Source organism: Pseudomonas sp. S37 (genome assembly GCF_016658545.1).
Classification (GTDB): domain Bacteria; phylum Pseudomonadota; class Gammaproteobacteria; order Pseudomonadales; family Pseudomonadaceae; genus Aquipseudomonas.
This window is the reverse complement of the sequence record NZ_JACVZC010000152.1, coordinates 1-12,839: the sequence shown is the minus strand read 5'-3', so window position 1 is coordinate 12,839 and position 12,839 is coordinate 1. Positions and strand designations below refer to the sequence as shown.

Here is a 12,839-nt window from a genome sequence, read left to right as displayed (position 1 = left end):
ATCAAGATCAAGATCAAGATCAAGATCAAGATCAAGATCAAAAGCCAGAGCAACAGCTACAGCTACAGCAGGGGCAGGGGCAGGAGCAAAAGCACGGCCGATTCGGGTTTGAGGCGCGGTGAGCGGTCCCGGCTACTTCACACCCACAGCATCAGCAGCGCTGCCGTCAATGCAGGAGGCATCACCAGCATGCCGAGGCAAAGGAAGCGCCAGGCGCTGACGTGTTCGCCTTCGCGCCGGATCGCCACCAGCCACAACAAGGTAGCCAGCGACCCGGTAATCGACAGGTTCGGCCCCAGGTCGACGCCGATCAGCAACGCTGCCGTGGTCTGCTGCGGCAGCGCCACCAGCGAACCGATGGACCCGGCTATCAGCCCGGTCGGCAAGTTGTTCATCAGGTTGCTGGCAATGGCCACGCCCACGCCGCCCAGCCAACTGGCTTTGACCGGTGCCTCTGCAGCCAGGCGGGCCAGCGCTTGGGCGAGGCGCAGGATCACCCCGGTCTGGGCCACTGCTTCGACCAGTATGAACAAACCGGCTACCAGTGGCAGCACGCCCCACGCCACGTGGCGCAGCACGGGCATTGGGCTGCGCCGCTGGCGCAGGTGGACCAGCGCCGTGGTGGCCACGCCGGCACAGAAGGTCGGCAGGCCCAGTGCCAGGTCTAGCGCCGAGGCGCTCAGCAGCAAGGCGCCGGTGAGCACGATGCCCACTGCACACAAGCGCGCGCCCGTGGTCAGCGGCTGGCTGTTGATGCTCAAGGCCAGCGGTTGCCGGATCTGCTGGCGCTGGGTCAACCGCAGCACCAGATAGGTCAAGGTGATTGCTGCCAGCGACGGCAGGCTGAACTGCCTCAACCAGTCCAGCAGTGGCGGCATCTGGCTGCCGTACACCACCAGGTTGGCGGGGTTGGAAATTGGCAGCACGAAACTGGCGGCATTGGCGATGAAGGCGCAGATGAACAAATAGGGCAGGGGCTCGGCCTTGGCAGCCTTGCACGCGGCGTACACCGCCGGTGTCAGTACCACGGCCGTGGCGTCGTTGGACAAGAATACCGTGACCAGCGTGCCCACCAGGAACACCAGGTCAAACAGACGTTGCCCGGAGCCCCGGGCGTGCTGAACGGCATAGCGTGCCAGCCAGTCGAACAACCCCTCCTGGCGGGCGAGTTCGGCCAGCACCATCATGCCGATCAGGAACAGGTAGACGTCGCCTCCCTCGGCGACTGCGGCCAATGCGCTGCGTGGCGTGATCAGGCCAAGGCCGACGAGCAGCACCGCGCCACCCATGGCCCAGACATACTCCGGGATTCGCCAGGGGCGCAGGATGACGCCGCAGGTGGCCAGGGCGGCTACCGCCCAGATAATCGATGCGCTTTCGCTTAGGGGCATGAGGTGTTCAGTTTCCGGCAGGCGTGGTGAGCGGCAAGGGGGTAGTGCGCGGGTGAGTCTCGGGCAGCGCCAGTAATACGAGTACAAAGGCGGCTGCGGCAATGCCGGCCAGGGTCAGGAACGCAGCATCGTAGCCAGCCGCCTGCACCACAACCCCGGCGATACCAGGGCTGAGCGCGGCGCCCAGCCCGAACAACGATGTCAGCGCGCCGAGGCTGACATTGACGCGGCCGGTGCCTTCGGTCAAGTCCTTGATGGCAAGGTAGTGGCCAAGGCCGTCACGCACGTCAGCCAGAATGAAGTTCAGCCAGTCGAGGGCGCGGTCGGAGGCGGCCGGGGATTTTGGGTTGGCCAAGGGTGCAGTCTCGAAAAGTGTCGGGGAGCGTGGTTCACCGTCGGCGTTTCAGCCGGCCCATCAATCTCAAGCCATGCACCCAAGGTGCGCGCGCCAAAGTCACAGGAATAGTTGGCCCGAAACAAATGTAGGAGCGGCTTTAGCCGCGAAGCGCCGCGCGGGCGGCGCTCGATCTCATAGGCAACATCACACTAAAGGCAGGCATCTGCCAGCCCCAACTGCCGCGACAGCCAAACACCCTGACAGGCATTTCAGATATCCCCTACAACCGATGTATGGCGATTCCCAACCTGAGGAAATACCCTACAAGTCCTGTCGACACCCGTCTGATTGTTACTGGAATCCTGAGTCATTAGCCTTTGCTGGTCGCTGCCATTCAGCGTCCGGGCGTGGAATCCCGATCAATTACCGAGTAGCTGTCGTCATGGCAGTTGTGCGCGGAAGGTCACAAGCCTACCGGGTTTACTCGTAGCCTGGATTCCACACCGCGTACAACTGCCACCCCTTCGTGTGGAATCGGAGAAGCAGTCAATCAGTAACCCTACGAGTGATTGATATGAAAATGACAGTCCCTGATCCACCCCCTCATTTCGATTTTGCTTCCAATAAGCACTTTCATCCATTGTCGCTGGCTTTGGAGATCAAGATGAGCCGGCAGTGAGGTTGGATTTACCGGCCTCTTCGCGGGTAAACCCGCTCCTACAGAATCCCCACAAACATCAAGGCTTGCACACAACCTGTGGGAGCGGGTTCACCCGCGAAGAGGCCAGGGCAGGCACTCGAAATGATTCGGGAGAAAGATCAATGAGCACAGAAGACACCCAATTCACTGTCGGCAAAACCACCTTCTTCCAAGGTGAAAACCAGACCCACCCCCTGTTCCGCATCGAAGCAGGCATTCCGTGCCGGGACGCCCGTGATCAGGCATCTGAATTGATGGGCTACGTACGCGAACTGACCATTGTCGGCCTGATGGATGAGAAACCGATGATGATCTGGGCTGCCCACTACCTCAGTGCAATGGCCAAGGCGTTGATGGGTGATGCCGAGTCAGGTATGTCGCGTTGAGGTTGGTGTGGTCGCTGTTCGCGTGATGGCCGCCAGGTGTACGCCGACAGGTTTGCAGCGCCTGTTAGATCGAGCGCCGCGCGGGCGGCGCTCGATCTCATAGGCGACATCACACTAAAGGCAGGCACCTGCCAGCCCCAACTTCATCCATTGTCGCTGGCTTTGGACATCTAAATCAGCCGGCACTGAGGTTGGATTTACTGGCCCCTTCGCGGGTAAACCCGCTCCCACAGAGTCACCACAAACATCAAGACTTGCACACAGCCTGTGGGAGCGGGTTCACCCGCGAAGAGGCCGGCGCATGCTGAACACATCCCTTGTAACAGACGCCCGGTGATAACTTCCTGAACCCCTGCTACGTTTACCACTCATACGCCTGTCATCATTCCTTCATGCCACCTGCTTAGCTTGAAGGCGACACCTACGAAGACAAAACGAGAAAGAGGACGCAGTGCATGGACGACTATCAGGAAGAACTGCTCGAAACCCAGGCTTACGAACTGGACACCCCGGAACCGGCCGACGATGCCACCGAGCTTTAACCCACCCGTCGCTGGCTGCGGCGGAACTCCCCCGGCGTAAGGCCCGTCCAGCGTTTGAATGCGCGCTGGAAGGCCTCAGCCGAAGCAAACCCCAACAAATAGGCAATCTCGCCGAACGCCAACTCTGTATCGCGGATGTAGGTCTCGGCCAGGTCGCGCCTTGTTTCATTGAGCAGGTCGCGAAAACGCGTGCCTTCCTCGGCCAGTTTGCGCCGCAGTGTCCAGGTGGGCAGTTGCAGGTGCAATGCCACTTCTTCCAGGTCCGGTTCCCGGCCGCCATTGAGCAGCGGGCCAAGCAGGTGAGTGATGCGCTCACCCAGGCTGCGCACCCGTGTTCGCTGCAGCATCTCGGCTTCGCACAGCTGCAACAGGTGCTGCCAGGTGCTCGGGCAATGCCTGGGGTTGGCCAATTGCAAGGTGGCGCGGCTCAGGCGTAGCTGGTTGCCTTCGGCGGCGAACTGCACTGGCGTGTTGCACAGCGGCTGGTACTGCGCAGCGTAGGCGGGCGCGGCAAATTCGATGTCCAGGCGCTCGGCCTGCACGGGGACGCCGGCAAGGTCGGCCAATTGCGCCAGCCAGCCGGCAAGCAGTGAGTCCACCACAAAGCGGTTGTAGGCGTTGTAGGGGCTGATGGAGTAGAACCGCAACCAGGCACCCTGGGCATCTTCATGAAAGCTGGAGTGGCCACGGTAATTGGCCGCATACAGCGGCTCGAAACGCAGCAGGGTGTGCGCTGCCTCGCCCAGGGTGGGGGCCTGGGCCGCGGTGACCCCGGCCAGGCCGGCATGTGCCAGGCGGCTCAGGCGCCCCATGTGCAGGCCCAGCGCGGGCTCACCGCTCATTTCGATGGCGGCGTTGCCCAAGTGCATGTAGCGGGGGATCGACAGGCGCGCGCCCGCTTCGCTCAGGCGCGCCGCATCCAGGCCATAGCGGTGCAACAGCGGTTCTGGTGCATGCCCCAGTTCAGCCAGGGCTTCGCTCAGTGGCTGGACAAAGCCAACCGACAGGTCGCCCAGGCGTACGCGGGGACGGGCCATGGGCCTACAGCCACAGGTTCAGCAAGCGGGCGCCAGGGCTGGGAGGGCCGGCGAGCAATTCACCCGCCTGGTGGGCGAACCCTTGGCCATCGCTGCCTTGCTCCCAGAACTGCCCGCGCATGAACACGCTCATGCTGCTGACGCTGGCCCCGGCCGCCGCGGTCAAGCGTTGCCAGGCCGTCTGTTCACTGACCTCGCCACGCTGCAAGGCCAGCCCGGCGCTGGCGTGCTGATGGCGGTTTCCGCGCCACGGTCCTTGCCAGCTGCCCTTGCCGCTGAGGAACACCGGGTTGGCGATCAGCTGTACCGACTGCTGCGCCAGTTGCTGGTGGTTTTCCGGGTACCAGCTGTCACTGCCCACCAGCACCCCCAGGCGCCCGGCCGGGGTTTGCACCACTTGCAGCGGGTACTGACGGCCATCGTGGACATAGCGGCGCATTTCGCTGTCGGGGTACTGCTGGCGCTGCGGCTGGCCCAACAGCGAGCCGTCACCGGCAAACACCACGCTGCTGTTGAACAGTGGGCCGCGGCCAGCATGCAGCACGCCTTGTTTCACATACGGGGCGGGCAGCACGATCGAACCGGCCACCAGGGTGACGCCAAATTCCTTGGCCAGGCCACCGAACAGCTGCTGGTAGTCTGCAGCCATCTGCTCGGCCTTCATGCGCAGGTGCGCATCGGCGCGCCGGTCGTCGCTGTCGGCACCGAGCATGGCCAGGCCGTAACGCAGCGGGTTGCTCAGCTCCAGCCATTGCTGGGCCTCGCGGCTCTGGGTGACCTGGTACAGCTCGTTCTTTTCGCCGCGCGCCCACAGCCAGGTGCCGATGTGCTCCGGCAGCACCACCACCGTGCGCGGGCTCACCAGCCCTTGGGCGCGCGCCTGCTCCAGGTAGGCGGCAAGCTTGCGGTGCAGGCGTTGCAGGTTCTGGTAGTCGCCCGGGTACAGCAGCGGCTCGACACCGAGCAGGTTGCCATGTTCGCCAGGCACACCATGGTTCAGCGCCAGTTCGATACGCAGGTCGGACAGGTAATGGCCTTCCGGGCGCTGTTGGGTCCAGAAACCGTAGCCGCAAAGGGCCGCAAGGAAAACCAGCGCCAGAGCGCCAGCAAACAATTTTCGCATTGAACCCTGTCTATTCAGTTGGAACTGTGACAAGGGTACGAGCAAACGGGCGCACAGCGGAAGGTCAATTGTGCGATTTGGCGGACCGGGGCCAGCTTTGGCCCCGGTTGCGGCTTCAGAACTTGCCGCTCAGGCTGACCAGGAAGCTGCGTGGCTCACCATACAGGTTGCCATAGCCGGTCGACGACACCGTGCTGTAGTAGGTTTTGTCGAACAGGTTGTTGGCGTTCAGGGCCAGCGTCCAGTGTTCGTCCAGGTCATACGCAGCACGGGCCGAATAGATGGCGTAGCCGCTCTCGACGAACGAGTAGTCCAGCGATTCGCTACCGCCCAAGGGCACTACGGTGCCCGACTCGCTGTGTTCGCTTTGGGCGATCACACCGGCACCCAGGCTGAGTGCCGGCATACGCTGGAAGCGATAGTCGGTCCACAGTTTGAACAGGTGGCGTGGTGTGTGCGTGCTGAAGCGGGCGTCACCTTCACGTTTGTTCTCGTTGGCGTTGTAGGTATAGCCCAACGCCACCTGCAGCCCCGGCAGCACTTCGCCATTCAACTCGATTTCGAAGCCTTGGCTCAGTTGGTAGCCATTGCCGACGTAGCAACATGAGGTAACGGCGCCCCACTGTCGAGGGTAGTTGGGGTCGGTCTGGCCTTCGCCCTTCTTTTCTATACGGTACAAGGCGAAGCTGGCCAGCAGCCTGCCGTCAGCCAGTTCCTGCTTGATGCCCACCTCGTAGTTGGTGCCGGTCAAGGGCTCCAGGGCTTTGCTGCCCGGCGGTGGGCCTTGAAGCTTGGTCGCCTGCGATTTGTAGATTTCGGCGTGGCTGGCATACAGGCTGGTGGTTTGGCTGAGGTCGTAGACGATGCCGTAGTAAGGCACGAACTGGCGGTCTTCATCGATCGAGCTGAGCTTCTCGCCGCCGGCACCCACGTACTCGGTGTCTTCCATGAGGGTGTAGCGGCCACCGATGATCAGCGACAGGTCATCCACCGGGCGTATACGCAGCGAGGTGTAGGCGCCCGCTTTGCGCACATCGGTGCTGGTATCCGGGAAGTTTTCTGCGGCAGGGAAGCGGCCTGGCAGGGTCGGCGAGAAAATCAGGTCGTCGTAGAGGAAGTTCCAGTAGCTGCCACCACGGCTCTTGAGTTTGCTGCCGTCCACCCCGACAGTCAGGTCGTGCATGTGGCCAAAGGCGTCGAACGAACCTTGCAGGTTCAGGTCCAGGGTGGTGTTGGTGGTTTTGAAATCATGCTGGTTGTTCCACCACGAGCCGCCGGTGCCGGTGGCCGGGTCGATGGGGTTTTCCAGCTCCACCACGTTCTGTGCATTGCGGTTGATGTTGTGGCGTACGTTGGCCACGGCTTTCCAGTTGTCGCTCAGTTGCTGGTCGAGGCGGGCGAACACCGTGGTGTTCTCGATATCGTTCCAGCTCCAGGGCGTGGTCAGGTTGGTGCTGCGTGGCAGGCCCAGGTCACTGCCATCGGAGAAGCGGCCCAAGGTATTGCGTACGCCATTGAGGTCGTCACGCTGGTGGCTGGCGCCGAAGAACAGCAGCATATCGTCGCTGGCATCGAACTCGAACGATACATAGTTGAGGTTGCGTTTCTTGTGGTCGTAGTCAACGAAGTTGTGCTTGTCTTCCAGTACGCCTACATAGCGACCGCGCAGGCGCCCGTCCATTGCCAGCGGGCCGGTGACATCGAATTCGCCGCGGTAGTTGTCCCAGCTGCCGGCCGACGTCAGGGTCTTGACCTGTGGCTGCGCCAACGGGCGCTTGTAGCTGAAATTGATGACGCCACCCGGCTCACCTGCGCCATACAAACCGTCGGCACCCCGCAGCAGGCCGACGCTGTCGAACTGGGCAAGGTCTTCGTAGCGGCTGCTGTCGAGCATGCTCGACGTGGCACCGCCTTCGTAGCGTACATCGTTGATCTCGAAGCCGCGTGACACATAGGTGTTCTTTGCCCATGCCTCCTTGCGGGTAACGCCGGTCATCTGGTTCATCACTTGATCCATGTTGCGCAATTGCTGGTCCTGCAGGCGCTGATCAGTGATGACAGTGACCGACTGCGGGATTTCTCGCAGCTTCTGTGGGCCCTTGCCGCCCATTGTTGTGGTACCTGGCGCGTAACTGCCCGTGTTTTCCGTGCTGGCGCCCAGCCATTGGCTTTCCACGTTGGTGGCGGTCAGTTCCAGTGCAGGTGAAACGTGCTTGCCGCCTTCCTTGGCAGCCTCCTGTGTCGTCAGGTCCAGCGTTTCGGCGCGCAGGGCGACGGTGGGCAGTGCTGCGGCGACGCCGAGGCACAGGTGCAGCGACAGGGGAGACAACCGGGTGAGGCGGGTTCTGACCATGAAAACAGCATCCAATTGATATTTATTGTCGGATGCGAATTATTTACAAACGATTTACATTTTCAATACGCTCATGAAAATATTTTTACAATTCATGACAAATCGGTGGGGTTGATTGTTATAACCGGTCATCAAGCTGTCAGTTTCGATCATTGTTGGCATTCAAACGGCTGTTTAATCTCGCTGGCAGACAGACGACGGGGCCCAGTGAGGCACCCGCATCCCGTGATCACGCCACCTGGGGACCTTTCCATGGCCGCCGACCGTTACCCGCACCTGCTCGCCCCGCTGGACCTGGGCTTCACCACGTTGCGTAACCGTACCCTGATGGGCTCGATGCATACCGGCCTCGAAGAGCGCCCCGGTGGCTTCGAGCGCATGGCCGCGTACTTTGCGGAGCGTGCCCGGGGCGGCGTCGGCCTGATGGTCACCGGCGGTATTGCGCCGAACGATGAAGGCGGGGTGTATTCCGGCGCGGCCAAGCTCAGCACCGAGGAAGAGGCCAACAAGCACCGGATCGTTACCGAAGCGGTGCACGCCGCGGGTGGCAAGGTCTGCCTGCAGATCCTGCATGCCGGGCGCTATGCCTACAGCCCACGGCAGGTGGCACCCAGCGCGATCCAGGCGCCGATCAACCCGTTCAAGCCCAAGGAGCTGGACGAGGCGGGCATCGAGAAGCAGATCGCCGACTTCGTCAATTGCGCGGTGCTGGCCCAGCGCGCCGGTTACGACGGCGTCGAGGTCATGGGGTCGGAAGGCTACTTCATCAACCAGTTCCTTGCGGCCCACACCAACCACCGCACCGACCGCTGGGGCGGCAGTTATGAGAACCGCATGCGCCTGGCGGTGGAAATCGTCAGCCGGGTACGTGGCGCGGTGGGGCCGAACTTCATCATCATCTTCCGCCTGTCGATGCTCGACCTGGTCGAGGGGGGCAGCAGCTGGGACGAAATCGAGCTGCTGGCCAAGGCCATCGAGCAGGCCGGCGCCACCCTGATCAACACCGGCATCGGCTGGCACGAGGCGCGTATCCCGACCATTGCCACCAAGGTGCCGCGCGCGGCGTTCAGCAAGGTCACTGCCAAGTTGCGGGGCGTGGTGAGCATTCCGCTGATCACCACCAACCGCATCAATACTCCGGAAGTGGCCGAAGCGGTGCTGGCCGAAGGGGATGCCGACATGGTCTCGATGGCCCGGCCGTTTCTTGCCGACCCGGACTTCGTCAACAAGGCCGCGGCCGGTCGCGCGGATGAAATCAACACCTGCATCGGTTGTAACCAGGCCTGCCTGGACCACACCTTTGGCGGCAAGCTGACCAGTTGCCTGGTCAACCCGCGTGCCTGCCATGAGACCGAGCTCAACTACCTGCCTGTGCGCGCGGTAAAACGCATTGCCGTGGTCGGCGCCGGCCCGGCCGGCCTGGCTGCTGCCACCGTTGCCGCAGAGCGCGGCCATACCGTGACCCTGTTCGATGCTGCCAGCGAGATTGGCGGGCAGTTCAATGTCGCCAAGCGGGTGCCGGGCAAGGAAGAGTTCTTCGAAACCTTGCGTTACTTCCGCAACAAGGTGCAAAGCACCGGCGTTGACCTGCGCCTGAATACTCGCGTGAATGTGCAGGCACTGGTGGAGGGCGGCTACGACGACATCATCCTGGCTACCGGCATTGCCCCGCGCACGCCAGCCATTCCTGGTGTCGAGCATGCCAAGGTGCTCAGTTACCTGGACGTGTTGCTTGAACGCAAACCGGTGGGCAAGGCGGTGGCGGTGATTGGCGCGGGTGGCATCGGTTTTGACGTCTCCGAGTACCTGGTGCATGAAGGGGTGGCCACCAGCCAGGATCGCGAGGCGTTCTGGAATGAGTGGGGTATCGACACCGAGCTTGAGGCGCGCGGTGGCGTGGCGGGGATCAAGCCTGCGCCGCATGCCCCGGCGCGCCAGGTTTACCTGTTGCAGCGCAAAACGTCCAAGGTGGGTGACGGGTTGGGCAAGACCACCGGCTGGATTCACCGCACCGGGTTGAAGAACAAGCGGGTGCAGATGCTGAACAGTGTCGAGTACCTGGGTATCGACGATGCCGGCCTGCATATTCGCGTGGGTGAGGGCGAGCCGCAGGTGCTGGCGGTGGACAACGTGGTGATCTGCGCCGGGCAAGACCCGCTGCGCGAGCTGCAGGACGGGCTGGTGGCGGCTGGGCAGTCGGTGCATTTGATTGGTGGCGCGGATGTGGCGGCGGAGCTGGATGCCAAGCGGGCTATCAACCAAGGGTCGAGACTGGCGGCTGAGCTCTGAGATTGCCGGGGCCGCTGTGCGGCCCATCGCGACACAAGGCCGCTCCTACAGGGAACAGCGCAATAGCCAAGGCTTACGCGGTCTCTGTAGGAGCGGCCTTGTGTCGCGAAAGGGGCGCACAGCGCCCCCACGATTTCACAGGTAAACTCGCAGCATGCAACTAGATCTCCCCCAAGCCCCCCTGCAACCCCTGAGCTTGCCCTGGCTGCAACAAGCCCAGGTCCATGCCGCCATTCTGCGCCTGGACCTGATCGACCCCCTGATCAGCGGCAACAAGTGGTTCAAGCTGCGCCATCACCTGCACCAGGCCGCCACCCGCAACGCCCCAGGCCTGGTCAGCCTCGGCGGTAACCACTCCAACCACCTGCACGCACTGGCCGCCGCCGGCAAGCGCTTCGGCTTCGCCACTGCCGGCCTGTTACGCGGCCACCCACATGACACACCCACCGTGCGTGACCTGCAGGCGCTGGGCATGGAACTGCACTGGCTGGGTTATGGCGGCTACCGCGCACGTAACGAACCCGGCTTCTGGGAACCCTGGCGGGCACGCTACCCCGGCTGGCACTGCATACCCGAAGGCGGCGGCGGATTGGCCGGTGCGCAAGGTTGCGCGCTGATCATGCAGCAGGCCCGCGCACAAATCGCTGCACTGGGCTGGGCGGACTACGACGCCTGGTGGCTGGCCGCCGGAACGGGGACTACCCTGGCCGGCTTGGTCCTGGCCGAGGCGGGCGCACATGCCGTGCATGGCGCTTTGGCGGTGCCCCGGGACCATGGCGTGCCGCAGGCGGTAGCATCACTGGCTGGCGCGCACGGCTACCAACTGCACGACGCCTGCCGTGGCGGTTTCGGCAAGTTCGATGGTGCGTTGCTGGCGTTCATCGCCGACTGCGAGCAGCACACGGGCGTGCCGCTCGAAGCCCTTTACACCGGCAAGGCCTTGCTGGCGCTGCGTGATCAGGTGGCTGCGGGGCTGTTCGCGCCCGGCAGCCGCCTGATTTTCGTGCACACCGGTGGCCTGCAAGGCCGGCGCGGTTACTTGTAGGGCAGCATGCGCAGCAGCGTGTTGTCGCGCTGCACATAGTGGTGGTAAAGCCCGGCCAGCGCGTGCAGGCCGATCAGCCAGTAGCCCCAGCTGCCGATGCGCTCATGCCAGCCCTTGATGAACTTGGCCTGGTCCGGGTTCGGGCCGATCAGGTGCGGCAGCTCCAGGCCGAAGAACGGCACCGGTTTGTCGGCAGCGCTGAGGATCAGCCAGCCGGCCAGCGGCATGCCGATCATCAGCAGGTACAGCGCCAGGTGCATCAGGTGCGCGAGACCGGTTTGCCAGGCTGGCGGCTTGGGCACGATGGGCGGGGTCGGGCGGCTCAGGCGCACGGCCAGGCGTAGCCACACCAGCACGAACACGCTGAGCCCGAGCATGAAGTGCAGGTCTTTCATCAGGTTGCGTTCGGCGCTGTCCTTGGGGAACAGGCCACGCAGCTCGATAAGGGCGTAGACAGCGGCCAGCAGCACCAGCATCAGCCAGTGCAGGGCGACGGACAGGCGCGCGTAATGAGTCGCGGGGGTGGATGAAACCATGATCGGTCCTCGTCATCAGGTCGGTTGTATGTCTTTATAGTTTTGGTGCTTGCGAGATCGAGCGCCGCCCGCGCGAACACCTTGGCGCATGTCACGGTATCGCGTCGTACAAACAAGATCTTTGCGCCGGGTCGGTGAAAATTGTGTTGCCTGTGCCGGCCCCTTCGCGGGTAAACCCGCTCCCACAGGTACTGCACAGTATTCTGACCTTGTGCAGTACCTGTAGGAGCGGGTTTACCCGCGAAGAGGCCGGCACAGGCGGCATCACCCTTCGGGTAAAAAAGGCCAACTGTCAGCCACCAGAAACACCCGCTCCACCTCCTGCCAGGCGCCATCAGCCTCCTGCTCCAACCTCACCAGCAACTGCGCCGGCGCCTCCCGCTCCAGCACATGCAGCCACGCCGCAAACTGCTCTGCAGCCCAACACTCACCTGCCTCGACCCGCGCCGGCGCCAGCCAGGCATGCCGCTGCAGCGGCTGCCAACGCTCACCCTCAGCCATGACCCAATCCCGCCGCCGTACCCAGCGCCCACGTAAATGCTGCAGATTGGCGCCTTGCGGTGCCTCGGCATGCCCAGGCCACGGATAAAACAGATAACCCCCCAGCCACATATGCGCCTGCACCTGTTCCACCCCTAGCCGGGCGAGCGCCTCGCGGCTGTGCGCCCCCTTCGACATGGGCAACTGGTGCCCCGCCAGGTGCGCCAGCTTGCTGCCCAGCCGGTCATGGCAACCCGGCCCCAGCCAGGCAGCCGGGTCGTGCCCGGCGCTTTGCGGGCCCAGGTACAGTTTGATCGCCAGTTCCAGGTGGTGCACACCCTCGCCGTCACGCAGCAGCACATCCAGCTCGCCCAAGGTATGCCCACCCTCGCGAATGGCCAGGTTGGCTGCCAGCAATTCGATGCCCGGTGCCTGGCCCAGGGCGAATTGCCACAGGCGTTCGTAGTAATGCCCCAGGCGCCGGCTGCCCAGCTTGGCCAGCCATTCGCGCAACGGGCGGTCATCGTCATCCAGCACCCGCAACCACTGTTCCAGGCGTTGCGGTTGCTGCGCCCATAGGCTACCTGCCAGCGGGTGGCGCTGGGGGCAGGGTGGGGCGC

Annotated in this window: 9 protein-coding genes and 1 pseudogene; 3 read left to right on the top strand and 7 right to left on the bottom strand. The window is 63.3% G+C overall.

What is annotated here, in order from left to right; all coding sequences use genetic code 11:
* Positions 1–137 precede the first annotated feature (137 nt).
* Positions 138–1,391: an arsenic transporter gene (locus IAE39_RS27145; protein ID WP_201207570.1), complete on the bottom strand. Its 1,254-nt coding sequence runs from the start codon at positions 1,389–1,391 to the stop codon at positions 138–140.
* Positions 1,392–1,398: 7 nt separating this feature from the next.
* Positions 1,399–1,653 (bottom strand): annotated as a pseudogene (locus IAE39_RS27140) (MFS transporter); the annotation flags it as partial.
* A gap of 897 nt (positions 1,654–2,550) precedes the next feature.
* Here IAE39_RS27140 and IAE39_RS27135 point away from each other — a divergent pair.
* The gene (locus tag IAE39_RS27135; protein WP_201207569.1) at positions 2,551–2,814 is read left to right on the top strand and encodes a DUF3077 domain-containing protein; all 264 of its coding nucleotides are present in this window, start codon (positions 2,551–2,553) and stop codon (positions 2,812–2,814) included.
* Positions 2,815–3,352: 538 nt separating this feature from the next.
* Here the strand turns inward: IAE39_RS27135 and IAE39_RS27130 are convergent.
* The 3 genes from IAE39_RS27130 to IAE39_RS27120 all read right to left on the bottom strand — a co-directional run bounded on the left by IAE39_RS27130 (position 3,353) and on the right by IAE39_RS27120 (position 7,869).
* The gene (locus IAE39_RS27130) at positions 3,353–4,393 is read right to left on the bottom strand and encodes an AraC family transcriptional regulator (RefSeq protein ID WP_201207568.1); all 1,041 of its coding nucleotides are present in this window, start codon (positions 4,391–4,393) and stop codon (positions 3,353–3,355) included.
* A gap of 4 nt (positions 4,394–4,397) precedes the next feature.
* Positions 4,398–5,516, bottom strand: a complete 1,119-nt coding sequence (locus IAE39_RS27125) for a nitrilase-related carbon-nitrogen hydrolase (RefSeq protein ID WP_201207567.1) — start codon at positions 5,514–5,516, stop codon at positions 4,398–4,400.
* 115 nt (positions 5,517–5,631) lie between these two features.
* Positions 5,632–7,869, bottom strand: coding sequence for a TonB-dependent siderophore receptor (locus IAE39_RS27120; RefSeq protein ID WP_201207566.1), 2,238 nt, complete (start codon positions 7,867–7,869; stop codon positions 5,632–5,634).
* A 252-nt stretch (positions 7,870–8,121) separates the two neighbouring features.
* Here IAE39_RS27120 and IAE39_RS27115 point away from each other — a divergent pair, with 252 nt between their 5' ends.
* Positions 8,122–10,158, top strand: coding sequence for an NADPH-dependent 2,4-dienoyl-CoA reductase (locus tag IAE39_RS27115; RefSeq protein ID WP_201207565.1), 2,037 nt, complete (start codon positions 8,122–8,124; stop codon positions 10,156–10,158).
* A gap of 154 nt (positions 10,159–10,312) precedes the next feature.
* Positions 10,313–11,203, top strand: coding sequence for a 1-aminocyclopropane-1-carboxylate deaminase/D-cysteine desulfhydrase (locus IAE39_RS27110; protein WP_201207564.1), 891 nt, complete (start codon positions 10,313–10,315; stop codon positions 11,201–11,203).
* Here IAE39_RS27110 and IAE39_RS27105 read toward each other — a convergent pair.
* Together IAE39_RS27105 and IAE39_RS27100 are read right to left on the bottom strand one after the other, a co-directional pair.
* Positions 11,194–11,739, bottom strand: coding sequence for a cytochrome b (locus IAE39_RS27105; RefSeq protein ID WP_201207563.1), 546 nt, complete (start codon positions 11,737–11,739; stop codon positions 11,194–11,196). The two genes, IAE39_RS27110 and IAE39_RS27105, sit on opposite strands and share 10 nt — an antisense overlap.
* Positions 11,740–12,003: 264 nt before the next feature.
* The coding region (locus IAE39_RS27100; protein WP_201207562.1) for a DUF1853 family protein at positions 12,004–12,839 on the bottom strand (836 nt) is incomplete at its 5' end.

Excerpts from the sequence above, each read along its gene's own strand:
- IAE39_RS27145 (WP_201207570.1), bottom strand. The coding sequence starts at position 1,391 with ATGCCCCTAAGCGAAAGCGCATCGATTATCTGGGCGGTAGCCGCCCTG.
- IAE39_RS27135 (WP_201207569.1), top strand. The coding sequence starts at position 2,551 with ATGAGCACAGAAGACACCCAATTCACTGTCGGCAAAACCACCTTCTTC.
- IAE39_RS27130 (WP_201207568.1), bottom strand. The coding sequence starts at position 4,393 with ATGGCCCGTCCCCGCGTACGCCTGGGCGACCTGTCGGTTGGCTTTGTC.
- IAE39_RS27125 (WP_201207567.1), bottom strand. The coding sequence starts at position 5,516 with ATGCGAAAATTGTTTGCTGGCGCTCTGGCGCTGGTTTTCCTTGCGGCC.
- IAE39_RS27120 (WP_201207566.1), bottom strand. The coding sequence starts at position 7,869 with ATGGTCAGAACCCGCCTCACCCGGTTGTCTCCCCTGTCGCTGCACCTG.
- IAE39_RS27115 (WP_201207565.1), top strand. The coding sequence starts at position 8,122 with ATGGCCGCCGACCGTTACCCGCACCTGCTCGCCCCGCTGGACCTGGGC.
- IAE39_RS27110 (WP_201207564.1), top strand. The coding sequence starts at position 10,313 with ATGCAACTAGATCTCCCCCAAGCCCCCCTGCAACCCCTGAGCTTGCCC.
- IAE39_RS27105 (WP_201207563.1), bottom strand. The coding sequence starts at position 11,739 with ATGGTTTCATCCACCCCCGCGACTCATTACGCGCGCCTGTCCGTCGCC.